This window comes from Novosphingobium sediminicola (genome assembly GCF_014196525.1).
In the GTDB taxonomy this organism is placed as follows: Bacteria; Pseudomonadota; Alphaproteobacteria; order Sphingomonadales; family Sphingomonadaceae; genus Novosphingobium; species Novosphingobium sediminicola.
Map to the genome: position 1 here is coordinate 35,448 of NZ_JACIDX010000007.1, position 24,757 is coordinate 60,204.

At 63.7% G+C, this 24,757-nt stretch carries 15 protein-coding genes and 1 tRNA gene; 8 read left to right on the forward strand and 8 right to left on the reverse strand.

Features of this window, described 5'->3' with window-relative positions:
- Nucleotides 1-420 precede the first annotated feature (420 nt).
- On the forward strand, nt 421-2,865 hold the full coding sequence (locus GGR38_RS10060) for a TonB-dependent receptor (RefSeq protein WP_183625109.1): 2,445 nt from the start codon (nt 421-423) through the stop codon (nt 2,863-2,865).
- Nucleotides 2,866-3,484: 619 nt separating this feature from the next.
- On the opposite strand, the gene GGR38_RS10065 is transcribed toward GGR38_RS10060, so the two are convergent.
- The 5 genes from GGR38_RS10065 to GGR38_RS10085 all read right to left on the reverse strand — a co-directional run bounded on the left by GGR38_RS10065 (nt 3,485) and on the right by GGR38_RS10085 (nt 7,920).
- Nucleotides 3,485-3,559 (reverse strand) — tRNA-Thr (locus GGR38_RS10065).
- 40 nt (nt 3,560-3,599) lie between these two features.
- Nucleotides 3,600-4,469, reverse strand: a complete 870-nt coding sequence (locus GGR38_RS10070; protein ID WP_183625111.1) for a hypothetical protein — start codon at nt 4,467-4,469, stop codon at nt 3,600-3,602.
- Nucleotides 4,466-5,791: a replication-associated recombination protein A gene (locus GGR38_RS10075; RefSeq protein WP_183625113.1), complete on the reverse strand. Its 1,326-nt coding sequence runs from the start codon at nt 5,789-5,791 to the stop codon at nt 4,466-4,468. Before GGR38_RS10075 ends, GGR38_RS10070 begins: the two co-directional genes overlap by 4 nt.
- 266 nt (nt 5,792-6,057) lie before the next feature.
- Nucleotides 6,058-7,230, reverse strand: a complete 1,173-nt coding sequence (locus GGR38_RS10080; RefSeq protein WP_246404460.1) for a glycosyltransferase family 4 protein — start codon at nt 7,228-7,230, stop codon at nt 6,058-6,060.
- A gap of 234 nt (nt 7,231-7,464) precedes the next feature.
- Nucleotides 7,465-7,920, reverse strand: coding sequence for a BA14K family protein (locus GGR38_RS10085; RefSeq protein ID WP_183625115.1), 456 nt, complete (start codon nt 7,918-7,920; stop codon nt 7,465-7,467).
- A 273-nt stretch (nt 7,921-8,193) separates the two neighbouring features.
- Between GGR38_RS10085 and GGR38_RS10090 the strand changes: the two genes are divergently transcribed.
- Nucleotides 8,194-9,411 (forward strand): sulfotransferase family protein, encoded by a 1,218-nt coding sequence (locus GGR38_RS10090; protein WP_183625117.1) that lies wholly within the window; start codon nt 8,194-8,196, stop codon nt 9,409-9,411.
- Between the two features lie 100 nt (nt 9,412-9,511).
- Here GGR38_RS10090 and typA read toward each other — a convergent pair whose 3' ends face one another.
- A complete protein-coding gene (gene typA / locus GGR38_RS10095; RefSeq protein WP_183625119.1) occupies nt 9,512-11,338 on the reverse strand; it encodes a translational GTPase TypA in 1,827 nt (608 codons plus the stop codon).
- 333 nt (nt 11,339-11,671) lie between these two features.
- Between typA and GGR38_RS10100 the strand changes: the two genes are divergently transcribed.
- Nucleotides 11,672-14,380 carry a TonB-dependent receptor gene (locus GGR38_RS10100; protein ID WP_246404461.1) on the forward strand — a complete coding sequence of 903 codons (2,709 nt, stop codon included), beginning with the start codon at nt 11,672-11,674 and terminating at the stop codon, nt 14,378-14,380.
- A 126-nt stretch (nt 14,381-14,506) separates the two neighbouring features.
- Complete coding sequence (locus GGR38_RS10105; protein ID WP_183625121.1) at nt 14,507-14,923, forward strand: DUF805 domain-containing protein; 417 nt, start codon at nt 14,507-14,509, stop codon at nt 14,921-14,923.
- Nucleotides 14,924-14,931: 8 nt separating this feature from the next.
- On the opposite strand, the gene GGR38_RS10110 is transcribed toward GGR38_RS10105, so the two are convergent.
- Together GGR38_RS10110 and GGR38_RS10115 are read right to left on the reverse strand one after the other, a co-directional pair.
- Nucleotides 14,932-17,433: an ABC transporter permease gene (locus GGR38_RS10110; RefSeq protein ID WP_343059061.1), complete on the reverse strand. Its 2,502-nt coding sequence runs from the start codon at nt 17,431-17,433 to the stop codon at nt 14,932-14,934.
- On the reverse strand, nt 17,430-18,173 hold the full coding sequence (locus tag GGR38_RS10115; RefSeq protein WP_343059062.1) for an ABC transporter ATP-binding protein: 744 nt from the start codon (nt 18,171-18,173) through the stop codon (nt 17,430-17,432). Before GGR38_RS10115 ends, GGR38_RS10110 begins: the two co-directional genes overlap by 4 nt.
- Nucleotides 18,174-18,235: 62 nt before the next feature.
- On the opposite strand from GGR38_RS10115, the gene GGR38_RS10120 reads away from it, so the two are divergent.
- The 4 genes from GGR38_RS10120 to GGR38_RS10135 all read left to right on the forward strand — a co-directional run bounded on the left by GGR38_RS10120 (nt 18,236) and on the right by GGR38_RS10135 (nt 24,747).
- Entirely contained in the window at nt 18,236-18,922 is a 687-nt protein-coding gene (locus tag GGR38_RS10120) for an arylesterase (RefSeq protein WP_183625123.1), read from the forward strand.
- Between the two features lie 79 nt (nt 18,923-19,001).
- Nucleotides 19,002-19,865 carry a GT-D fold domain-containing protein gene (locus tag GGR38_RS10125; RefSeq protein ID WP_183625125.1) on the forward strand — a complete coding sequence of 288 codons (864 nt, stop codon included), beginning with the start codon at nt 19,002-19,004 and terminating at the stop codon, nt 19,863-19,865.
- A gap of 224 nt (nt 19,866-20,089) precedes the next feature.
- Nucleotides 20,090-22,387, forward strand: a complete 2,298-nt coding sequence (locus tag GGR38_RS10130) for a hypothetical protein (protein ID WP_183625127.1) — start codon at nt 20,090-20,092, stop codon at nt 22,385-22,387.
- A 5-nt stretch (nt 22,388-22,392) separates the two neighbouring features.
- Nucleotides 22,393-24,747: a rhamnosyltransferase WsaF family glycosyltransferase gene (locus GGR38_RS10135; RefSeq protein ID WP_183625129.1), complete on the forward strand. Its 2,355-nt coding sequence runs from the start codon at nt 22,393-22,395 to the stop codon at nt 24,745-24,747.
- Nucleotides 24,748-24,757: the final 10 nt, after the last annotated feature.

The following is a 24,757-nucleotide window of genomic DNA, read 5'->3' on the forward strand; positions in this document are numbered from 1 at the left end:
CCTTTGGTTACATACCCTGGTTAATACCGCGACAGGCTTTACGCCCGGTCATCTTTGCATCGTGCCAAGCCGTGGAAAAGGCGCGACGGAATCGTCCCGCTGGGCCGGGGCGGGTCCGGTTTTGCGATTAACCCGCCGTCATTTTTCTATCTTTGAGGTAAGGAAATCGGCCGGAAAGGATGCTGAAACGGGCTGCGATGCCAAGCGCAAATCGCGGATTTCCGGCGATTCGTCGGCCCTGCACCGGCCAATGTGTGTCATTTGAGCATCACTTTGCGATGTCATGGATGTGTCATAATCCCGTCAAAAAAGTGCAACCCCCTCAACCTATTGGCGGCTTCAAGTCTGCACCGATTACCTAAGACCGGATGGGAATTCCTCTCCCTTCCCTCCCGCCGGTCTACCTTTGATGGGGGTTATATGTTCTCTGCTTCTCGTTTCCTCGCTGCGGCGAGCTTGCTTGCGTTGTCCGCTCCGGCTTTCGCCGCCGAAGACGCCGCTCCGCCCACGGGTGACACCTCGGGCCTGACCGACATCGTGGTGACCGCGACCAAGCGCGAAACCAACCTGCAAAAGACGCCGATCTCGATCAGCGTGGTGAACGCTGAAGAAATCAAGAAGCGTCACGTCCAGAGCCTGTTCGATCTGGGCGACGGCGCGGTGCCTTCGCTGCGTGTTGCTCCGTTTGAAGCGCGCGTTTCGGCGCTGACCATCGGTATCCGCGGCATCGTTCCCCTCGACGCCAACCAGCCTGCCCGTGAACAGGGCGTCGGCATCTACATCGACGGCGTGTACCTTGGCCGTCAGCATGGCGTGAACGCCGCGCTGTTCGATCTGGAGCGCATCGAAGTTCTCAAGGGTCCGCAGGGCACGCTGTTTGGCCGCAACACCGAAGGCGGCGCGCTTTCGATCGTGGCCAAGGCCCCCTCGGGCAAGTTCGGCGGTCGCATTCAGGGCGGCATCGGCAACTATGGTTCGCACAACGCCGAACTCCACCTCGACCTGCCCGAATATCACAATTTCTCGGTCAAGCTCGACGGCGTGATGCAGTATCAGGACGCCATCACCAAGAACCCGATGCCGGGTCAGCTTGGTTGGGGCTATTATGACCGCAAGGGTCTGCGCGCCGCCGTGCGCTGGAAGCCCGCCGCCAACATCACCAACGATTTCTCGTTCGACGTCAGCCAGGACAAGAACACTCCGTTCTACAGCCAGCTGCTGAACTATAACCCCAATGGCTGCACCGGCACCGTCGGCGGCGTGAACACCGCGCAGTCGGCCGTTCCCAACTGCTTCCTGCCCGGCACCGCCTATGCCAACCTGTCGGGCACGGTTAAGGCTCTGCCCAGCCTCGTCACCGTCAACGGCACCAGCCGCATGAGCACCGCCGACATCGGCGTGCCGCAGCAGGCCTCGGTCGACACCACCCGTGGCTACACCAACTCGCTCAAGTGGAAGGTCTCGCCGGATCTGGAAATCCGCTCGATCACCGCATGGCGTCAGGTGACGGCAACCCAGTGGGATAACTCGGGCGGCGCCCACCGCGTCCCGGTTTACACGGCCAATGGCGGCTTCAGTCGCTACAGCCTCGCCAACCTGTGGCAGGCTCAGTTCAGCCAGGAACTGCAGGCTGTGGGCAGCATCGGCAAGCTCGACTATGTCGGCGGCCTGTTCTACTTTAACGAGCACGTGAGCGACAATGCCGCCACGCCCAACTCGAACACCTGGACCACGGACAGCTCGGGCAATGTGACCGGCTACACTGTGAACTCGAATGTATTCACCAACCCCTTCGCCTCGATCGACCGCGCCTCGGAAGTCTGGTCGAAGAGCTATGCGGTTTACGGTCAGGGCACCTATCACTTCACCGATGCGATCCACCTGACGGTCGGCGGTCGTTATACCAACGACAAGAAGACCGGCGTGCTGCACATGTTCCGCAACGTCAACTATGACGTGAACACCAAGGTGGCGAGCGACAACCTCTACACCCCGCTCAACAAGAGCTGGAACCGCTTCAACCCGATGGCAACGCTGGCCTGGGACGTGACTTCGAACGCCCACGCCTATGCCAAGTTCTCGACCGGTTATCGCGCGGGCGGCGCCTCGTCGCGTACCGCCAACTATCTGCCGTTCAACCCGGAAGACGTGACCGCCTATGAACTGGGCCTCAAGTCCGACCTGTTTGACCGCCGCGTTCGCCTGAACATCGCCGGTTACATCATGGACCGCAAGAACAGCCAGGTTGACGTCAGCTCGATCCAGACCGATAGCGCCACCGGCACCAGCATCAACATCCTCAAGACGCTGAACGCGCCCGGCATCACCAAGATCCGCGGTATCGAAGCCGACATCACGGCTCGCGTGGCGCAGGGTCTGACGGTGAACGCGTCTTATGCCTACACCTACACGAACATTCCCAAGATCTACATCCCTGAAACCCAGGTCTATCAGCAGTTCTACATCGTCTATACGCCCCGCAACGCGGCTTCGGCCTCGGCTGACTATGAAGTTCCGCTGGGCGGCGCGGGCGCTCTGGCCAAGCTGCATATCGATGCGAACTACTCGCAGTCGACGCAGGCCTTTGACCAGTTCGCGACTCACAATGATGCCTCGCTGGTGTTCAACGGTCGCGTCGCTCTGGCCGATATCCCGGTCAGCGACTCCGGTCAGAAGCTGACGGTCACGCTGTGGTCGCGCAACATGTTCAACACGCAGTATGTGTTCCGTCGCGACCCCTCGAACAGCCTGCCCGGTGCGCCCACGACCAGCACCACGACGGGCAGCGTCAACAATATTCTGGGTGACTACGGCAACTTCAACGCGCCGCGCACCTTCGGTATCGACGCTGCGATCAATTTCTGATCCGACAGGATCGGTTTGGAAAAGGCCCGTCCCGCATCCTGCGGGGCGGGCTTTTCCGTTATGAATTTGTGTTTTTAGAGAAAAAATTCAGTTCTGTGGGAAATATTGTAAGAGTTAATTAATGGCGGGCTGCAAGTTTTGGAAAAATAGAGTTTATATTTTATTGTGAATATTTATCCGAAAAATGACAGAAGTCTTACGCTTTGGGCGCGGCCGCCATATGATCCTATGGCGATTCGGGGGCCGGACTGAATCTGCATAACCAATAATGGGTTTGGAGAGCCATATGGTTAGGCATGTGTTAGTGGCATGTATTTGTGATTTCTGCGGCAAGACAGTATACTGCCGTGCAAATTACAATCCATTTCACGACCTTTATGAAGATGGACTTCCCGACGGGTGGGAGTTCATCGACCCCGGCGATTACAAGCTGATCTCCCATACCGGAGATCATTGCCCAGAATGTTTGAATTCATTCGCTGAATATATCAACCGATGCTGCATCCATTGGATGCGATATGTGCGGTTTCGAGGCAATAAAGTCCCCGATTACGCCGATAATGACACGATAGGGGAAACGGGCCTGCCGTAAGGCGGCACAGGCGCAACGCCGGGAATATGGTGCCGGATGAGGGGATCGAACCCCCGACCTTCGGTTTACAAAACCGCTGCACTACCGCTGTGCTAATCCGGCCCATGGATGGCGCCGCATCGGGCGCGAAAGCCCCATAGCCCTAAAAAGCGCCGAAGGTCCAGCCCTCGGTTTGGGCAATTTTCGCATTCATGGCCGCAGGATGCCACAATTCGCTCCGCCCGGCGTGGTTGCGCAGCCATGCGGCGGTGATCAGGGCGTCGGCGGCGTGATCGGTGATGATTTCGGGCAGCAGCGATGGCGCGCAGTTGAGCCCGGCCAGAGCCTGCACCAGAGCGAGGCTATCGCGAATCTTGCTGGCGCGGGCGGTGCGTCCGGCGGCAAGGGCGGCGATGGTGGTATAGATTTCGACCACAACCTTGCCGGATGCGGGCAAAGGGTCCATCGGCCAGACCGCAATCTCGCGCGGCAGGCGGTTGAGCAGGCGCATGCCCGACAGTGAGCCTTTGCCGACCTGCGCCGCGCCCACGAGGTTGAAATTGCTGGTCGGGCGGCATCCCATCGCGTTCTGGGCGGCCTCGGTTGCGCGGAAACGGCCCGGTCCGCCGCCGAACAGATCGCCCTCGCGTCCCGCATGACGGCGGAAATAGCGGGCGATCTCGGGGTGATCGACGAAGGATGAAACGCCCATATGCGGATCATCGGCGCAGATCGCATCGACCATGGTCCATAAAGCGCGAGCATCGGGCGGGCTGTCGGCCCAGCCCGGAAAGAAGGCCCCGGCATCGGCAAAGGGCAGTGACTGGCCCAGATCAAAGCCGAAGATCGTTTGCGGCGGTGCTTCCTCGACCAGCCAATCCAGCACCTCAGCCCGCGACCAAACATGGCCGGGGCGCACCAGGTGGGGGGCGGGATCGTTCGCCGCCATCATAGCCACGGCAATGCCGCGATGGCGCTCGCCCGCCGCGCCGGACCAGTCGATGGCGGCGAAATGGGTGAAGCGGGGGGTCATTCGGAGCGTTCGCGCCTTTTGCGCTCCCACCATTCCAGACGCTTGAGGATCTCACGCTCGAAACCACGCTCAACCGGGCGGTAGAATTGTTGGGGCGCCATGCCCTCGGGCCAATAATTCGCGCCGGAAAAGGCGTCCGGCGCGTCATGGTCATAAGCGTAATTGGCGCCATAACCGATGTCTTTCATCAGCTTGGTCGGCGCGTTCAGGATATTGGCGGGGGGCATCAGCGACCCTGTGGCCTTGGCGCTGGCGGCGGCCTCTTTCCAGCCCTTATAGGCCGCATTCGATTTGGGCGCGCTGGCGACATAGAGGCACGCCTGCGCAATGGCCAGTTCGCCCTCGGGGCTGCCCAGAAATTCATAGGCATCCTTGGCGGCAAGGCATTGCTGCAAGGCCATCGGATCGGCCAAACCGATGTCCTCGGACGCCATGCGGACAAGGCGGCGCAGCAGAAACATCGGGTCTTCGCCCGCCGTCAGCATCCGCGCCAGATAATAGAGCGCGGCCTGCGGATCGGACCCGCGCACCGATTTGTGCAGCGCGGAAATCAGATTGTAATGGCCATCGCGGTCCTTGTCATACACGGCCACGCGGCGTTGCAGGAATTGCCCCAGTTCGCCCGGATCGAGCGGGGAGGGGATCTGCGCGTTATAGAGCGTCTCGGCCTGACCCAGCAGGAACCGGCCATCACCATCCGCGCTGGCGATCAGCGCCTCGCGTGCAGGCTGCGTCAGGGGCAGGGGCACGCCCTCGGCCTCCTCGGCGCGGGCCAGCAGATGGGCCAGCGCCTCAGGCGAGAGGCGGTGCAGGATCAGCACCTGCGCGCGCGAAAGCAAAGCGGCGTTGAGCGCAAACGAAGGATTCTCGGTCGTTGCGCCCACCAGCGTCACCACGCCCTGTTCGACATAGGGCAGGAAGCCATCCTGTTGCGCCCGGTTGAACCGATGGATTTCGTCCACGAACAGCAGCGTGCGCCGTCCCGACAGCGCCAGCGCGCCCTCGGCCTCGGCAAACATGCGCTTCAGGTCGGCAACGCCGGAAAACACCGCGCTGATCGCCGCGTAACGCATGCCAACGGCGGCGGCCAGCAGGCGCGCGATGCTGGTCTTGCCGGTCCCGGGCGGCCCCCACAGGATCATGCTCGACAGGCTGCCCGCCGCCACCATCCGCCCGATCGCGCCATTCGCGCCCGTCAGGTGTTCTTGCCCGATCACCTCATCAAGGGCCGCCGGGCGCAGGCGTTCGGCCAGAGGAATTGCGCCCGCCGGAATGGCGCGGGGCGTTGGCGCGGGTTCGTCGGCGGCAAAGAGGTCGGGCATGGAGGGTATGTAGGGAGGAATGGCGCAAAAAGGAAGGTTTGCCTCCGGCGGGCAAAGGGCGGGGGCCCTTTGCAATCCCGATAATGGGGTGGTGGGTGGTTTGACACCTTGCGCCATAGCCTGATGTTATAAAGCCTGCGGCGCAAGCAGGATGGCGCCGCAGGCTTTATAATCTCAAACGCCGCGTCCGACACCAAACGCCAAACCCATCGCGCAACGCAGACAGTAACGGGAGCGCGAGGGACGAGTCCCTCGCATCATCCTTCTTACTTCCCAACCCTAGCCTTCTGCCGGATCAGCCTCAAATACGTATCCGCCACGGATTGATTAATCCGGTCCCACGAGAAATCCCGGCTGCGCGCCTCGCCCGCCGCGCCATGGGCGGCGCGCAGGGCGGCGTCCTCGATATAGCCGCGCACGGCCTGGGCAAAGGCGTGGACATGGCCGGGGCGGATCAGGCGGCCCGAATTGCCGTTGTCGACAAGGCTTTCCGATCCGGTCGCCTCGGCGCAGACCACCGGCAGCGAGCAGGCCATGGCCTCCAGCGTGACATTGCCGAAGGTTTCGGTGATCGAGGGGAAGAACAAGACGTCCATGCTGGCCACGGCGCGGCCAAGGTCGGTCCCGGCCTGATAACCGGCAAAGACGGCGTTGGAAGGCAGGCGGTTTTCGAACCATTCGCGCGCCGGGCCATCGCCCACGATCAGCACCCGGTGCGGCACGCCGCGCGCCACCAGTTGGTCGATGGTGTCGGCAAAGACATCGAGGCCCTTTTCCATGACGAGGCGCGAGAACAGGCCCACGACCACTTCATGATCCTCGATGCCGAGGCTGCGCCGCCATGCCATGTCGCGGCGCGAGGCGTCGAAAATATGGCGATCGACGCCCCGGCTCCACAGCGAGATGTCGTAATTCATCCGCTGTTCGCGCAGCACCTGTGCCATGGATTCCGAAGGCGCGACCAGCCCGTCGCAGCGGCGATAGAACCGGCGCAGGATGGCCGTCAGGATCGGCTCGACCCATGCCAGATTGTAATAGCGCGGATAGGTGTCAAAGCGCGTGTGGACGCTGCCCAGCACCGGCAGGCCTTTCGCCCGCGCCCATGTCACGGCGCGGTGCGCCGAAGGGTCGGGGCTGGAGACATGGACGATATTGGGGGCAAAAGCCTCAAGATCGCGGCGTACGGCGCGCGGCAGGCCGGTGGCCACGCGATATTCGGCGCGGCCCGGAATGGCGAAACTGGGCAGGCTGATGAGATCGCCGGCGGGCTCGAAAGCGGGCGCATCGACGGTGGGCGAATAGACGCGCACCTGCGCGCCCTGCGCCAGAAGATAGCTGACCAGACGGTTGAGCGCCTTGTTCGCGCCATCGGTGACCATGTTGTAATTGCCGCTGAACAGGGCAACGCGCAGGTCACTGGTTTTGGAAGGGAGTGTCATTGAGCGCGCCATAGCGAAGCGAGTGGGCTTTGGCGAGAGGCAGTAGGCCTTCGACAAAAAGGGCGCATGGCGGGCGACCGTCCTGTCGGGGGTCGAGGATGCCCGGCCATGCGCCCCCAAGGTTGGTCCCGCCATGCTGCAGAGGATTGCCGGCGGGGCTCTGGGAGAGGATGTATGACGGGATGCCGATTACGTAAGGGGGGAAGGTCGGCACCCCGCCAATTCAGTCAGATCTTACCAGCCGCGGCGGCCTTCGTAATAGCCACGGGGGCCTTCGTAATAGCCGCGACGGCCGTAATCGTCGCAAGGGCGCCCATCACGGTAATAGCGATTGCCGTGATGATCCCAGTAGTAGCCATCGCGCCAGGCCCAGCTGCGATCCACCACATAGACCGGGGCCGGGGCATAGGCGGGCGCATAAGCGGGCGCGTAGGCCACCGGCGGCGGCGGGGCATAGACCGGAGCATAGACCTGGCGGCGCGGGCGGTCCGAAGCGATGGCGGCGCCAAGGGCCAGTCCGATCACGCCGCCGATAACACCGGCCGCAACCGCATCGCCGCCGCCGCGACGACCGCCGTAATAACCGCCGCGACCGTAAGGATCGGCCATGGCAGGGGTGGCGGCAAAGCTGGCAAAAGCGCTGGCGGCCAGGGCCACCGCAGTGATCGTCTTCTTCGTGAACTGGCTCATGGTACACCTCGCTGAATTTTTGGGTTTTGCGGAGAGGTTTGGGAAACTCCGTGTCACCGTTGATTCGTTTTCTACGCCTTGCTTGCTGAACGGAATCGGGATGCGTTTTGCAGGTATTGTTCAGAATTGATCGGCTTGTCTGAAATATCGCCCCGCTCAACTGGATCATAATTGGAGGCGATCGGGCTGGGCGCGGGCGGGGGGATGGATTAGCCCGGCGTGGCTGGGGATACATCAAGGGCCGTGTCCGGCTCTCGGGGTCAAAGACGACAGATGAAAATGCATGCTTCACGGCTGGTCTTTTGCCATGTGCCGAAAACCGCTGGTTCCTCGGTCACGCGTCTGTTGCGCGACAATTGGCCGGGGCCGCACGCGCTCGATGTCTATGAGCAGGAGGATGGACAGAGTGATCTTGCCGGGGCCATCCGCGATTGCGCGATGCTGGCCGGGCATCTGAGCCATGCCAGCGTGCTGGGGGCGATGCAGCGGGCCGGGCTGGAGGCCTATAAGCTGACCAGCCTGCGCAACCCGGTCGATCATGTGCTGAGCCAATATTACCATATTCAGGCCTTTGCCGGGGCCGCGCTGGCGGGCGATCAGCGGATGCAGGCGTTGAAGGATGCAGCCGCAGGCATGAGCCTGCTGGAATGGATGAGCGGGCGGGCTCGGGGCCTCGACGGGTTTGATGTGCTGTTCGACAATCCCCAGATCCGCATGATCCTGAACAAGAAAGAAGGGCCGGTCACGCTGGCCGATGCGCAGGAGGCGATTGCGGTCATGGGGCGGTTCGACGGGGTGATCCTGTTTGAGCGGCTGGGCGAATCGGTGGCGGCGGTGATGGGGGCGCTGGGGTTGAGCGGGGGCGTGGGGCTGCCCCGGTTGATGACCAATCCGGCCAAGGGGCAAAGCGTGCTGACGCTGTCACGCCCCGAATTGCAGGCGATGATGGCGCTGACCCGTTATGACGCGGTGCTCTATGATGTGATCAGCGCCCATTGGTGCGCCCGGATGGCGGCGATGGAGGGGATGGCAGCCCCTGTGGCGCCGGTTGAGTCTGCCGCGCCGGTGTTGCTGGCCGATGTGCTGCGCACGTCCAATGCCCAGAGGATCGAGGGTGGCACGGTGGGCGACACGATCAAGATGCGGGAGGATGGCCTATTGTTGCACCCGCCCCATGGGCGTGAGGGGGCTTTGCGGATCTCCTCGGCCGATTTTCTGGCGCAGGGGCAGGCGGGATTTTCCGCCGAACTGGCGCTTGAACATGCCGCCGCGCCCGATGTCGAATTGTCGATGACCATTCGCGAGGGTGAGCGGGTTGTGGCCGGCTTCACCACCCGCGTCTCTAGCAAAGCCGCCGTGCCCATCGCCTTGCACTTTGCCCCGATCATGGGGCGGTGTTTCGTCGATCTGGAATTGCGCAGTCTGGGGTCGGGCGGGAGCAATGATTATGCCGGGTTGATGATGAAGAAGGCGGTGTTTGGAGGGGAATAGTTACTGCGCTAGGCCGCCGTGCCGGAGGCATCAAACCCGCCAAACAAAAAGGCCGAGGGCATAACCCCCGGCCTTTTTCATGTCCGATCGATCCGAAAGATCAATCCTTCTTGCGCGAGGCTTTCTTGCGCTCGTTGGGATCGAGGATCGCCTTGCGGAGACGGATGTTCTTGGGGGTGACTTCGACCATTTCGTCTTCGTCGATATAGGCGATGGCCTGTTCCAGCGTCATCACCTTGGGCGGGGTCAGGCGCACAGCGTCATCCTTGCCGCTGGCGCGGAAGTTGGTGAGCTGCTTGGACTTCATCGGGTTGACTTCGAGGTCTTCGGGCTTGGCGTTTTCGCCAACGATCATGCCTTCATACAGCGCTTCGCCCACGCCCACGAACAGGATGCCGCGCTCTTCGAGCGGGCCCAGAGCATAGGAATTGGCTTCACCCGCGCCGTTCGAGATCAGCACGCCGTTCTTACGGCCTTCGATCTTGCCCTTGTAGGGGCCATACTTGTCGAACAGGCGGTTCATGATGCCCGTGCCGCGCGTGTCGGACAGGAATTCACCGTGATAGCCGATCAGCCCGCGCGAGGGCGCGACGAAGCTGATGCGGGTCTTGCCGCCGCCCGAGGGGCGCATGTCGGTCATTTCGGCCTTACGGTTGGCCATCTTTTCGACGACGGTGCCGGCAAATTCCTCGTCCACGTCGATCAGAACGGTTTCGTAGGGTTCGGTGCGGTTGCCGTTTTCATCGGTGCCGAACAGCACGCGGGGGCGGCTGATGCCCAGTTCGAAGCCTTCGCGGCGCATGGTTTCGATCAGAACGCCCAACTGAAGTTCACCGCGACCGGCGACTTCGAAGCTGTCCTTGTCGGCCGATTCGGTGATCTTGATGGCCACGTTCGATTCGGCCTCGCGCTCCAGACGGTCGCGGATCATGCGGCTGGTCACCTTGGTGCCTTCGCGCCCGGCCATGGGCGAATCGTTGACCGCAAAGCGCATCGACAGGGTCGGCGGGTCGATCGGCTGGGCCTTGATCGGTTCGCGCACCGTGGTGTCGGCGATGGTGTTGGCCACCGTCGCCACCGAAAGGCCGGCAAGGCTGATGATGTCGCCGGCGCGGGCTTCTTCAACCGGTACGCGGTCCAGACCCTGGAACGAGAGGATCTTGGAGGCGCGACCGGTTTCGATCACATTGCCGTCCATATCCAGCGCGTGGATCGGCTGGTTGACCTTGACCGTGCCCGAGGTGACGCGGCCCGTCAGCACGCGGCCGAGGAAGTTGTCGCGGTCAAGCAGGGTGACGAGGAAGGTGAAGGGCGCGTCGACTTCCAGCGCCGGGGGCGGCACGTGATCGACGATGAGCTGGAACATGGGTTCGAGCGTGCCTTCGCGACGGTTCATGTCATCGCTGGCATAGCCATTGCGGCCCGAGGCATAAAGAACAGGGAAATCAAGCTGTTCGTCGCTGGCGTCGAGCGAGACGAAGAGGTCGAACACTTCGTCCAGCACTTCCTGAATGCGTTCGTCGGGACGGTCGACCTTGTTGACCACCACGATGGGCTTGAGGCCCAGCGCCAGCGCCTTGCCGGTCACGAACTTGGTCTGCGGCATCGCGCCTTCCGACGAGTCAACCAGCAGCACAACGCCGTCGACCATCGAGAGGATGCGCTCCACCTCGCCGCCGAAGTCGGCGTGGCCGGGGGTGTCGACGATGTTGATGCGGGTGCCGTTCCATTCGATGCTGGTCGGCTTGGCAAGGATGGTGATCCCGCGTTCCTTTTCCAGATCGTTGCTGTCCATCGCGCGTTCTTCGACGCGCTGGTTGTCGCGGAACGTGCCGGACTGGCGGAAGAGCTGGTCGACCAGCGTGGTCTTGCCATGGTCAACGTGGGCGATAATCGCGATATTGCGAAGCGGAAGCGGGCCGGACATCAAAAAGGCTTTCTGCAACAGCGGGCGGCAAGGCCCGTTTTGGGGGTGGCGCTTGTTTGCGCCGCAACATGCGCGCGCCCCTAGCTTACACAGCGGCTTTGGGCAAGACTCGACAGGAGAGTTGCTGTGCGAAGGGCATCGTCCATTTATGGGAATTTGAGGCGGTCTTTGCGTTTTTGATAAGATTTTGTGGGATAAACCGAGGCATGGATCGTTAAAGGATTGAGCCTCATGCCGACAGGGCATAACACAGGGCGCGATAAAAGGGAAACCGGGGGTACGACAGGCGGGGGGCTTGTTGGCATGCCGGTTCGTGGGAAGGATGAGGTTTTCATGAACCAGACATCGGTTTTGCGTGCGTATGGCGCGTCGACATCGCGCGCGGGGGCATCGCGCGGGGATCATGCTTTCTCCTCTGGCCGCCGTATGGCGTTGACGGCGGGCGGGGCGGGGCTGGCGCTGGCGGCCGCAATGGCATGGGCGACGCCTGCGCTGGCCGCATCGGATGCAGGGGCCGACGATCAGGTCAACAATGAGATCGTCGTCACCGCCACCAAGCGCGAGCAGACCTTGCAGCAGGTGCCCGTTGCCGTGACGGTCACCACCGCTGATGTCATCAACCGCGCCAAGATCCGCGACATCAAGGATCTGACCAGCGTGGTGCCTTCCTTGCGCGTGTCGGAGCATCAATCGAGCGCGCAGACCGATTTCCTCATCCGCGGCTTTGGCAATGGCGCCAACAACGCCGGTATCGAACCCAGCGTTGGTGTGTTCATCGACGGCGTCTATCGTTCGCGCAGCGCGGCCCAGATCGCCGACTTTCCCGATGTAAAGCGGGTCGAAGTGCTGCGCGGCCCGCAATCGACGCTGTTCGGCAAGAATGCCAGCGCGGGCGTCGTCTCGATTTCCACGATGGAGCCGCAGTTCAAGCCGGGCGGCAGCGCGGAAATTTCCTATGGCAATTACAATGCCCTGGTGGTCAAGGGCATGTATACAACGCCGTTGAGCGATACGGTGGCGGTCAGCGTTGCGGGCGGATACAATCGCCGCGACGGCTTTGTTCACGATGGCGCCACGGGCGGCAACACCAACAACCGCAACCGCTGGTTCGCGCGCGGGCAATTGCTCTGGGTGCCCGACAATGGGCCGCGCGTGCGCATCATCGCCGATTATTCGCAGATCAACGAAACCTGCTGCGCGGTGGTCAACCTGCTTTCCTCGTCCAGCACGGCGGCCATTCAGGCGGTGGGGGGCAAGGTCAATGCGCCCGCCAACCCCTACGGCGATGTCTATAACAATTTCGCCTCGACCAACCGCATCCGCGACTATGGTTTTTCGGCTCAGATCGATCACGAGATCCATGGGATCAAGCTGACCTCGATCACCGCCTATCGCCACAACACCAATTACAACAATCAGGACAGCGACTTCACCTCTGCCGACCTGTTGGGGCAGAACAGCGCCAATGTGACGATCAACACCTTCACCCAGGAATTGCGCGCCACCGCCAAGCTGGGGGATAAGGTCAACCTGTTGCTGGGCGCCTATTATTTCAACGAGAAGATCAACCAGACCGGCGCGCTGCTCTATGGTTCGCAGATGCGCTCCTATGCCGATCTGCTGATCCGTGGCGCCAGCGCCAACACGCTCAACGTCGCCTCGCTGGAGGGGACGTTCGGTACGCTGCAGGGCAATCCGGCCAAATATACCGGCCAGTTCTTCAAACAGGGCAGCGGCCTGTCGGAGGCCTATCATCTGGCCAATGAGGCGATCTCGATCTTTGGCCAGATGGACTGGAAGATCGCGCCCCGCGTGACGCTGACGGGCGGTCTGAACTATACCAAGGACAACAAGCATTACGCCACCGGCGTGGTGTCGAGCGATGTGTTTTCGGGGATAGACCTGAACGCAATGCGTACGGCGGCCACCAATGCGGGCATTTCGCAAACCATCGGCGGGTTGCTTTCGGTGCCGGGCGGCTTTGCCTCGCCAGCCCAGATCGCCGGTTTCGCCAGCGCCAACCCCACCGCCTATAATTCGGTGGTGACGGGCGTGTCAAACCAGACCGCGCAGTTGCTGGCGCTGCGCGCGCTGCAATTCATGCCGCCTTTCCTCAATGTTCCCAATGGGGTGGAGAGCGGGCGGACCAATGACGGCAACCTGTCCTTTACCGCGCGCGTGGCCTATGAGGCCAGCAAGCACATGAATTTTTACGCCAGCATCGGCACGGGGTTCAAGGCCAGCTCGATCAACCTGTCGCGCGACAGCCGCCCGGCGTTGAGCGACGCCGCCGCGATTGCGGCCAGCGGGCTTGCCACCACCAATCTGCGCTATGGCGGGCGTTTTGCGCGGCCGGAAAAGTCCACCGTCTATGAAGCGGGCATGAAGGCCAACTGGTCGGTGGCCACGCTCAATGTTGCGGCCTTCTATCAGTCGATCAAGGATTTCCAGTCGAACATCTTCACCGGCATCGGTTTCGACCTGCTCAATGCGGATAAGGAATCGGTCTATGGTTTCGAGTTCGAAGGATCGGTGCGCCCCACGCCCGAACTGACGCTGGCCGCCGCCGTCACCTATCTGGTGCCCAAATATAACCGCTTCACCAATTCCAGCTTCGGCGACATTTCGGGCGCGACGCCTGCGGGCATCGCCCCGCTTTCCACCACCATGTCGGCCACATGGGACAAGCCGATCGGGGGCGAGCAGCACATCATCCTGCGCGGCAACTGGCATTACGAATCGCCGGTGCAAAATCAGGACGGCATGCCCGGTTTCATCACCAAGAACCCGTTGACCGGGGCGATCATTTCCTATCAGACCGGGCTGGACGCGGCCCGCCCGTTCAAGCGCACGGTGTCGGAAATTGACGCATCGGCCACATGGCAGATCTCGAAGAAATTCGAGCTGAGCCTGTGGGGCCGCAATCTGACCGACAATCGCTATATCACGGTGATCTTTGACAGCCCGGCGCAATCGGGTTCGATCTCGGGCTATGTCAACACGCCGCGCACCTTTGGCGTGGCGGCGCTTGCCAAGTTCTAAGGGGCTAAGTTCTAAGCGCAGCGGATGATGAAAAAGCGGGGCGTATCATGCGCTGCGCTTTTTTCATGCCGCCTTTTGCCCGCGCAGGCGTTAATCAGTTCAGGCACATGGAAAAAGGTCTGGCCGATGAATTGGATGTTCCTGCCGCTGCGGCGCTATTTCGAGATTTCGGGCCGTTCGCAAAGGCGTGAGTTCTGGCTGTTCTTCATCGGCCTGTGGGTGGTGAACGGGGCGATCATGGCGCTTTTCGGTTCGCCGGTGTCCTATGGAAATGGCGCGAACTTTTATTGGTTTACCCAGACCAGCCTGACGGGTCAGTTCCTTATCGGCCTGATCGCCCTGTTCACGATGATCCCGTCCTATACGCTGTCGATCCGCCGCCTGCATGACATTGACCGGTCGGGCTGGTGGCTGCTGGTGTGGCTGGTGCCCTTTGTCGGCTGGTTCGTGCTGCTGATCTTCTTCTGCCTCGACGGCACCTATGGCCGCAACCGCTATGGCAATGATCCACGCGGCCGCGGCATGGCGGAAGTGTTCCGTTAAAGCTCCCCCTAAAGCTCTCTAAGTGCTTCAGCCGGGCGGGTGCGCAGCAAAGGCAGCGACCCGCCCAGCGCAAAGACCAGCACCAGCGCCAGCCCGCCGCCCAGCACGCCCAGCACATAGGTCCATGACGGCAGGAAATCGAAGCTGAAGAGCTGCACCACGACCAGCCAGCCCAGTGCGGTCCCCAGCGCCAGCGCCACCAGCGCCAACAAGCCCGCCAGTACGCCATATTCGGCCAGCAGCAGCCCCAGCAATTGCCTCTGTCCCGCGCCCAGCACGCGCAGGATCGTATTGTCATAGGCCCGCGATGCCCGCGCTGCCGCAATCGCCCCCAGCAGCACCGCCACGCCAGCCAGCACCGCCACGCCCGCCGCCGACAGGATCGCCGCGCTCATCTGCCCCAACAGGCCCCGCGCATCGCGCAGCAACGGCCCCACCTCGACCACCGAAGCGGTGGGATAGGCCCGCGTCACCGCGCGCAGCAATCCATGCTCGCGCTTGTCGGCAAGGTTGATCGTGGCCGCCAGCTTGAAGGGCGCGCCCGCCAGCGCATTGGGCGAAAACACCAGCACATAATTGAACCCGAACGAATCCCAGTCGATCCGCCGCAGGGATGCCACCTTGGCCGTCCGCTCCACCCCCAGCAGGCCGACCGTCACGCTGTCGCCCACCTTCAAGCCCGTGACCTTGGCCAGTTTTTCATCGACCGAAACCAGCGGCTCGCCCTGATAATCATGCGGCCACCATGCGCCATCGGTGATGACATTGCCCTCGGGCACATCCTGCGCAAAGGTCAACCCGCGCTCGCCCTTCAATTGCCATGCGTCCTCGGGAATATCCTTCATATCGGCCACGCGGGTCTGCGCGCCCGCCGGGCCGTAGGCCAGAATCGCGCCGCGCAGCGTCGGCACCGTGCGCACCTTCGCCCCCGGCGCGGCCCCGGCCACGGTGGCGCGGAAACCGGCCTCATCGCCCGGTTGCAGGTCGATGGCGAAATAATCGGGCGCCTTTTGCGGCACGCGCGCGGCAATATTGGCGTCCAGACTGGTCTGCACCACGGCCAGCACGACAAAGGCCGTCAGCCCAAACCCCAGCGCCGTCACCAACCGCGCGGTCTGATTGCCGGGGCGGTGAATATTGCTAAGCGCAAGGCGCAGGATCGGGCTGCGCGGGCGGGGCAGATGCGCGGCCATCCGCGCGAGCCCCCAACCCAGCGCCGAAAGCAGCACAAAGGCCCCCGCCGCCCCGCCAAGGAAGATCGCGGTAGTCTTGGCCGACCCATCACCCAGAAACGCCAGAGCGATAATCCCGGCCAGCCCTGCGCCCACCCAGCGCCAGCTCTGCCGCCCCGAGACAGGGGCAACCCGCGCGCGCAGCAGCGCCATGGCGGGATAAGTCCGCGCCGCCAGCAAAGGCCCCGCCGCAAACACCAGCGCCACCAGCAAGCCCCACAGCGCCGCCCGCGCCAGCGCCCATGGCGCCAGCACAAAACCATCGACCACCGGCAATACGCCCGCCAAAGCCTTGACCACCAAGGGCAGCACCGCCACCCCGGCAATCAGGCCCGCAAAAGCGCCAACCCCAGCCGCTGCGGCAATCTGCAAAACATAGATCCGCGCAATATCGCCGCTGGTCGCGCCCATGACTTTTAACGTGGCGATCACCCCGCGCCGCGCCTCCAGATAGGAGGCCGTGCCCCCGCCGATGCCGATCCCGGCGATCAGCAGCGCGGCCAGACCCACCAGCACAAGAAAATCGCCCATGCGCGCGATGAAAGTCTCGGTGCCCGGCGAAGCCTTATCACGGGTGCGCACATCAAGGCCGTTTTCGGGGAAACGCTTGGTCAGCCCATCGGCAATCGCGGCGGCATCACAGGCCCCCGCGCAATCCATACGCAACCGGCTGCGATACATCGCCCCCGGCCCGGTCAGCCCCGCGCCATCGGGAAAGCCCAGCGGCACGATCACCGTCGGCCCCAGCGCAAAACCTTCGCCAAGCCCATCCGGCTCGACCGCGATGATCCCGCCCACGCGCAGCGGTTTGCCCGCGATGGTGAATGTGTCGCCCGGTTTGATGCCCAGCCTTTCGGCCGCCCCGCGCGCGATCCATGCCGTGTTGGGGGCCGGGGCACCCACATGCCGCCCATCGGCCAGTTCCAGCCGCCCGACCAGCGGCCAGAGCGCATCGACGGCTTTTAACTGCACCGGTGCGGTGGTGTCGCCGTTCGACGCCATCGCCTGCAACCGCTGACCATCCGAGAGGCGGCCATAGCGGGCCAGCGCAGCGCGTTCATCGGCGGAAATCGAGCGTTGCCAGACGGTAATCTGCACATCGCCGCCCAGAATCTGGCGCCCCTTGGCGGCCAGTCCGTCATTGATCGCCCGCGTCAGCGAACCGATCGCCGCCAGCGCCCCTACGCCCAGAAACAGGCAGGCAAGCAACAGCCGAAGCCCGCGAAACCGCGCCGACAATTCCCGCCGCGCAATGCGCCAAGCCGTGGCCCAGTTCACGCCATTTCGCCCGATGCGTATTTATCCGAAGCATAGGTGTCGGATGGATATGTGTCTAATTCTATGCGCCCATCGGCAATGCGAATGATCCGTTGCGCCTTTTGCGCCAGCGCCTCGTCATGGGTGATGATGACCAGAGTGGCCCCGGTTTCCGCCCGCCGGGTCAGGATCAGGTCGATAATCGCCGCCCCGGTCGCGCCGTCCAGATTGCCGGTCGGTTCATCGGCAAACAGCAGCGCAGGGCGCGGGGCCAAAGCGCGGGCGATGGCCACGCGCTGCTGCTCTCCGCCCGAAAGCTGGCTGGGATAATGGTGCAGCCGGTGCCCAAGGCCCACGGCGGTCAATTCCTGCGCTGCCCGCACCGCCGCATCACCCACGCCCGCCAGTTCGAGCGCGGTCATCACATTTTCCTGCGCCGTCATCGTGGGCAGCAGGTGGAACGCCTGAAGCACCACGCCGATCCGGCCCCGCCGCGCCAGCGCCAGTTGATCCTCGGACAGGCCCATGAAATCCGCACCCGCCACGCTCAATTCGCCTCCGCTGGCCCGCTCAAGGCCCGATAGCACCGCCATCAGCGAGGATTTGCCCGACCCCGATGGGCCAAGCAGCGCCACGACCTGACCATCGGGCACGGTCAGATCGACGCCTTTGAGGATCGAGGTGGCGCCATCGCCGCTCCCCAGAGAGAGTGTGAGGTTGCGGGCGAGGATCGCGCTCTTGCGGTCAAGGGATTGGGTCACGATATGTTTATGGGTGGCCCTGTCGGATTCGGCAAGGAGGGCCGGGTCGAAAGGGCATGTTGATGAGGGCTTTGGGTGGGATGTTGGCGGTTTTCGCGCCGGTTTTGATGCTGGCGGGATGCGGCGGGGACAAGGCGCCCACTTCCGCGCCCAGCGCCTCGGCCGCCACCGCGCCCGCGCCCCAAGGTCCGGCGGTGCGCATCATTGCCCTGGGCGACAGCCTGTTTGCCGGATACGGATTGCGGGCCGAACAGGCCTATCCGGTGCGGCTGGAGGCGGCATTGCGCGGGCGCGGGATCAATGCGCAGGTGGTCAATGCCGGGGTTTCGGGCGACACTACGCAGGACGGGCGCGCGCGGCTGGATTTCACGCTGGCGCAAGGGGCCGCGCCCGATCTGGTGGTCATCAGCCTTGGCGGCAATGACATGCTGCGCGGCCTGCCGCTGGCCCAGACGAAGGACAATCTCGACGCCATTCTGAGCGAGCTGGAAAAGCGCAAGATCAAGACCGTGGTGATGGGGATGCTGGCCGCGCCCAACATGGGGCCTGATTATGCGCGGGAATTCAATGCGATCTTTCCCGCTGTGACGGCCCGGCACCATGCCGTGCTGGAGCCTTTCTTCCTCAAGGCAATTTTTAACCGGCCCGCCCTGCAATTGCCCGATCATATCCACCCAACCGACAAGGGCGTTGAGGCGATGGTGAGCGCGACCGTGGACAAGGTGGCGGGCGCGCTGCCCAAGGGTTGATCGGGGCGGGCTGATATCGGCTCCATTTGCGTGGCAATCGCGCTGGCCGGAGGCTGGGCCTGTCTGTCAAGGCGGGGCCATGGTGGAGACAGCTCTTGATTGGCCCCGCGTCGGCCTGTTGCCGGTGATGGCGGCGGCGCGGGCCGCGCTGGCGCAGGGGCGGGGCTTTGCGCTGGTCCGGCTGGGCGATGGCGAGGGGGCGATGCTGTCCCACGATGCGCCGCATATGGGCGAAGAGGTCGAATTTTGCCTGCGCATCTGGTTTGGGGATCAGGCGATTTCCGGGGATGACCGGCGGGCCATGGCGCGCGGGCTGGAGCGGGCGATGCGTGAGGCCGATGTGCTGGGCATCCCCCGCTGTGCCCAGTTGCAGGTCTCGACGCGCTATCACGAGGTCTTTGCCAATCTTGGGCGGGTATTAGGCGGCCAGCGTCCGGTGGTGGGCGATATGGCGCTGCATTTCTATCTGCAATGGTCGGGGGCGCTGGGGGCGCTGGTGCGCGATGCGCGGCGGCTGGTGCTGATCGGATGCCGCGATGTGGCGGGGCAATTTGCCGCCCATTTCGATATGCCTGTGGTGCAATGGTTGCTGCGTGGAGAGGCGCGATTTCCCGGATCGGTGGACGAGCCGCATTGGCCCACCGGCTATGCGCGGATGATGGCGCGGATCGAGGGGCTGGGGCCGGGCGATCTGGTGCTGGTGGGTGCGGGCGTGCTGGGCAAGGCCTATGTGGCGGGCGCGGCGCGGCGCGGGGCGGTGGCGCTGGATATGGGCAGCGTGTTTGACGGATGGGCCGGGATCATCAGCCGCGAGGGGCGGATCGGCACAGGCGCGGAATTTTCGGTGGCTCATCTGGCGCAGGGCGGGCCGGTGGATGAGGCCATGCAAGAGCGCCTGCGCGCCTATCTGGCGGGCACAAATATTGCCGACGGGGTGATCTGAAACGCGCCAATTGCTGCGTGAACGGATGGCACGGGGTGTATTTCAACACCATGAAAGTAAAAGATTATCGCAAGCCGATCACGGGCGAATGCGTAATCGCCGCCGAAATGGATAGAGCCTTTGTTGCGCGCCATGGGCCCCGGATTTAGCCCTTTGGCATGAGGCGCGAGCCAAGGGGGATGATCCCCCCGCGAGACACATGCCAGTGCAAGGGGCAGGCAAAGATGAACATAGCCACGCAAGCCATGGGTGAAACAATGCTGCGGCCCCTGTCGGGTGTTGGGCCGGGTGTTGGGCCGGAAGTTGCACCGGCAACGGGCGAGCCGATCTGGCAGGCGGAACGGGGGCAGCCGCAGGGCGCGCGGCGGATGGCGCTGTTGGTGCTGGGCATGCATCGTTCGGGCACCAGCGCGTTGACGCGAGTGTTTGCCCTGTTGGGTGCGGGATTGCCCGCAACCTTGCTGGGGGGCAATCCGACCAACCCCACCGGTCATTGGGAATCGGACGCGGTGCGCGGCTTTAATGACGCCACGCTGGCGGCAATGGGCAGCGACTGGTTCGACTGGCTGGCGGTGAATGAGGGGTGGTCGCGCTCGCTGGCCTATCGTGGCTATGTCGAGCGCGCGCGCGCGGTGCTGCGCGCCGAATTTGGCGAGACGCCGCTCTTTGCGCTGAAAGATCCGCGGATTTGCCGACTGGCGGGGTTCTGGCTGGATGCGCTGGAGGCCGAAGGGGTGGAGGCGGCGATTGTCATGCCGCTGCGCAACCCGTTGGAGGTGGCCGATTCACTGGCGCGGCGCGATGGAGTGGATGCGCAGGTCGCGCTGCTGGTGTGGCTGCGCCATGTGCTGGAGGCCGAGGCGGCCACGCGCGGGCGGGCGCGTCTGGTGGTCAGCTATGATCAGGTGTTGAACCATTGGGCGCAGGTGGCCGACCGGGCGGAGCGCGAGCTGGGCGTGGTGTGGCCGCGCACGCCGCTGGGCGTGGGTGAGGAGGTGGAGGCCTTTCTCTCGCCGGATTTGCGCCATCATCGTCGGGCGGATGGGGCGGTGGTCGATAATCCGTTGGTGTCGGGATGGGTGCGGCGGACCTATGGCGTGCTGCTGGGCTGGGCCGAGGGGGGCGAACGGGCGGACGATTATGGCGAGCTGGATGCGGTGCGCGCGGCGCTGGATGAGGCGGGGCCGGGATTTGCGCGGCCGCTGCGCCGGATTGCACAGCAGCAGCGGGGGCTGGAGGAGCTGAATGCGCAGAAGGCGGCCCTGGAGGCGCGGGTAGAGGCGCTGAACGGCGAATTGGTGCAGCGTGGGCGCGAGCGGCAGGAGGCGGTCGATGGTCTGGCCGAACTGGCGCGGGCCTATCAGGCGGCGCAGGCGCGGCTGGATGAGATGGCGCTGAACGAAGGGCGCGGCGGGGGTGAGCGCGCGGCGATGGCACGTGAGATCGAACATTTGCGCGCGCAGGGCCCGGTGCAGGAGCAGCGGGCGCAGGAGGCGCAGGCCCGCGTGGCGGGGCTGGAGCAGGAGGCGGGGGCATTGCGGGCCGCGCTCGACGAGTATCGGCAGCGTCTGGGCGAACTGGAAATAGAGCTGTCCAGCCGACAGGATGAGGTGGAGCAGACCCGGATCGCGTTGGAGCAGGAGCGCGGGCATGGTGAGGCGCTGGAGCGGGAAAGGGAGCGGATTGACCGCTTGACCGCTGAGCTGGAGATCGAGCAGCGATGCGGGCTGGAACTGGCCGCAGAACTGGCTGAAGCGCAGGCGCTGTTGCAGGACCAGGCCGAACAATTGCGCGCTGCGATGGAGCAGGTGGCCGCCATGGCCGAAATGCTGACGGCGCTGCGCGGGGATTTTGCCGATCGGGGTGAGGAACTGGCGGCGGCGCGGGCGACGCAGGCGGCATGGGCCGCCGAGGCGCGCGAAGCGAAGGCTGCCGCGCTGGACCGGCAGGAAGAAGCCGCGCGAGAAATCGCCGAGCTGGCCCGTCTGTTGCAGGAGGCCGAGGGCGAGGCCGCGCTCTGGCAAGGCCGTTGGCAGGAGGGCGAGCAAAACCGCGCTGCCCTGGTCATCCGTCATGGCGAGGCCGAGCAGGCATGGGGCGAACAGGCGCGACGCCTTGAACAGCGAGCGGCCGAATTGGAGCAGGGGCGGGGGAGAGCGGTTGAGCAAGCGCAGGGCTTGCAGGCTGAGAAGGTCCGGCTTGAGCAGCAATTGAGCGAGCGCTTTGGCGAACTGGCCACGATGTCGGGCCTGTTATCGACCGAGAGCGAGCGGGCCATGCGCAGCGCGGCGCAGATCGAATGGCTGCGCGAGGTGCATCGCGTGACGGCACGGCGGCCGCGCTGGTGGCTGGCGATGCCCCGGCGATGGCAAAGCGCGCGGATGGCGCAAAGACTGGCGGAGGCCGGGCTGTTCAATGAGGAGGCCTATCTGGCCCGCTATCCCGATGTCGCCACGCAGGGGCATGATCCGCTGCGCCATTATATCCTGTTCGGCATGGCCGAGGGCCGGGTGAAGGGCTGAATACAATGGTTTTGCAAACAAGCGTTTCCCCCGAGGCGATCGGGCAATTGCGCCAGTCGGGGCAGTTTGACGCGGCATGGTATGCCAACCGCTATGCCGATGTGGCGATGTCGGGCATAGATCCGGCGCAGCACTACCTTTGGATCGGGCGGCGGCTGGGGCGCCGGTCTGGGCCGGACAGTGGGCTGGCCGATACGGCGGCATCGACCCCTGCGCAGGCGCGGGCCAAGGGCAAGCCGGGGTGGAACGACCTGCCGGTGCATCCGGACCGGCCTAACCGATGGGTGCATAATACCGCGGCCATCGCCCGCAATCGGGCGCAGGCGCTGGCGCCGCTGACGCGCAGTTTTAACCCGGCGTCGATGAACATCCATTGGATCATCCCTGATTTCGGCCCCGGCGGGGGCGGACATATGTCGATCTTTCGCATGGTCCGCTATCTGGAAAGTTTCGGCCATCGCCAGACGATCTGGATCCAGAACCCCACCGTGCATCAGGACGAGAAGCAGGCATGGGAGCATATTCGCGCATGGTATCAGCCGATTGACCGCGTGATCGTGCGGTTCCTGCCCGAAGAGGTGGAGGGGATTTCGGGCGATCTGGTGATCGCCACCGACATGTGGACGACATTCCCCGCCGCGCAGATGAGCCTGATGAAGGAGCGCTTCTATCTGGTGCAGGACTATGAGGCGCTGTTCCACACGCATGGTACGTTCACCTATGTGGCGGACATGACCTATCGCATGGGGTTCAAGGCGGTTTGCGCCGGGGCCTGGCTGAAGTCGATCTGTGAGGAGCGGTATGGGCTTTGGACGCGGGCCTGGGAATTGGCCTATGATCCGATGTATTATTATCGCGGCGAAAAGATCGAGCATGACCCGCCGCGCATTGCCTTTTACGCCCGCGCCGCAACGCCGCGCCGTGCGGTCGAACTGGGGCGCGAGGCGCTGTTGATCCTGCATGACCGGGGGGTGCGTTTCCGGGTTGATCTGTTCGGTCAGGACGATTTTGGCGCGGCGCTGCCCTATGAGCATGTCAACCATGGGCTGCTGTCCCCGGCGCAATTGGGCGATCTCTATCGCTCGACCGATATTGGCATGGTCTTTTCGGCCAGCAATTATTCGCTGATCCCGATGGAGATGATGGCTTGCGGGTTGCCGGTGGTCGAACTGGACGCGGAAAGCACGCGGGCGGTGTTTCCCGAAGGCGCGGTCGCCTTTGCGCCGCCAACGCCGCATGACATGGCCGACGTGTTGCAGCGGCTGATCGAAAGCGCGGCGGAGCGGGAGAGGTTGCGCGCAGGCGGCGCGGCTTTTGTCGCGGGGTTGAGCTGGGAAAAGAGCGCGAGGACGCTGGAGGCGGCGCTGATCGAGGGGTTGAGCGAGAATAGCCGGCCCGTCACCCCGCGGGCCCTGTTCACCACGCGTGATTATGCCCATAAGGCGGCGGTCATCATCCCGACGTGGAATGGCGGCGATCTGTTTCGCTCCGTGTTGCAGGCGCTGGTGACGCAGCAGACCGACTGGGCGTTCGACGTGATGGTGGTGGACAGTGGATCGACCGACAACACGCTGGAGATCATCCGCGAATTCAGCCACCGGGGCGTGCGGCTGCATCAGATACCCAACAGCGAGTTTTCGCATGGACGCACGCGCAATCTGGCGATTTCCATGACCACGGCCGAATTCGTCGCGGTGCTGACGCAGGATGCCACGCCCGCCACGCCGCATTGGCTGGCCAATATGATCGCCGCTTTTGACAAGGGGGATCAGGTTGCGGGCGTGTTTGGCGGCCATTTGACCTATCCCGACGCTACGAGCTTTGTTCGCAATGGGCAGGAGGGGCATTTCGCGCATTTCGCCGCTATGCCCCATGTCGCGCAATGGGGCGTGACCCCGCCGGGCATGGAGTGGGGCGGAACGCAATGGCAGCAATGGCTGCATTATTTCTCGGACAACAATGCGGCGCTGCGCCGCTGCGTCTGGGACAAGATCCCCTATCCCGACATTCCATGGGGCGAGGATCAGGTCTGGGCGTGGGAAGTGACCAAGCAGGGCTATCAGAAAGCCTATGCGCCCGATGCCTTTGTCACCCATTCGCACAATCTGAGCGAGGCGGCGCAGGATAAGGTCTCGCGGATCGAGGGCGATTACTGGCTGCGCTATTTCAACTATCGCTTTGAAAAGGATCCCCAAGCCGTGAAGGCCAGTGTGGATTACCTGGACACGCGCGATGCCGCTGTGGCGGGCGTCGCGCCCGATGTGCTGGCCCATCAGCAGGCGCTGAACCGCGCCGCCGTGTGCGGGCGCTATCGCGGGCAATTCGATCTGGTCGAACAATGGCGGGCCAAATGGTCCTGATCGCGGCGGG

Bases quoted from the DNA above. Each gene is read 5' to 3' on its own strand.
- GGR38_RS10060 (WP_183625109.1), top strand. From the start codon at position 421: ATGTTCTCTGCTTCTCGTTTCCTCGCTGCGGCGAGCTTGCTTGCGTTG.
- GGR38_RS10070 (WP_183625111.1), bottom strand. From the start codon at position 4,469: ATGACCCCCCGCTTCACCCATTTCGCCGCCATCGACTGGTCCGGCGCG.
- GGR38_RS10075 (WP_183625113.1), bottom strand. From the start codon at position 5,791: ATGCCCGACCTCTTTGCCGCCGACGAACCCGCGCCAACGCCCCGCGCC.
- GGR38_RS10080 (WP_246404460.1), bottom strand. From the start codon at position 7,230: ATGACACTCCCTTCCAAAACCAGTGACCTGCGCGTTGCCCTGTTCAGC.
- GGR38_RS10085 (WP_183625115.1), bottom strand. From the start codon at position 7,920: ATGAGCCAGTTCACGAAGAAGACGATCACTGCGGTGGCCCTGGCCGCC.
- GGR38_RS10090 (WP_183625117.1), top strand. From the start codon at position 8,194: ATGAAAATGCATGCTTCACGGCTGGTCTTTTGCCATGTGCCGAAAACC.
- typA (WP_183625119.1), bottom strand. From the start codon at position 11,338: ATGTCCGGCCCGCTTCCGCTTCGCAATATCGCGATTATCGCCCACGTT.
- GGR38_RS10100 (WP_246404461.1), top strand. From the start codon at position 11,672: ATGAACCAGACATCGGTTTTGCGTGCGTATGGCGCGTCGACATCGCGC.
- GGR38_RS10105 (WP_183625121.1), top strand. From the start codon at position 14,507: ATGAATTGGATGTTCCTGCCGCTGCGGCGCTATTTCGAGATTTCGGGC.
- GGR38_RS10120 (WP_183625123.1), top strand. From the start codon at position 18,236: ATGAGGGCTTTGGGTGGGATGTTGGCGGTTTTCGCGCCGGTTTTGATG.
- GGR38_RS10125 (WP_183625125.1), top strand. From the start codon at position 19,002: ATGGTGGAGACAGCTCTTGATTGGCCCCGCGTCGGCCTGTTGCCGGTG.
- GGR38_RS10130 (WP_183625127.1), top strand. From the start codon at position 20,090: ATGAACATAGCCACGCAAGCCATGGGTGAAACAATGCTGCGGCCCCTG.
- GGR38_RS10135 (WP_183625129.1), top strand. From the start codon at position 22,393: ATGGTTTTGCAAACAAGCGTTTCCCCCGAGGCGATCGGGCAATTGCGC.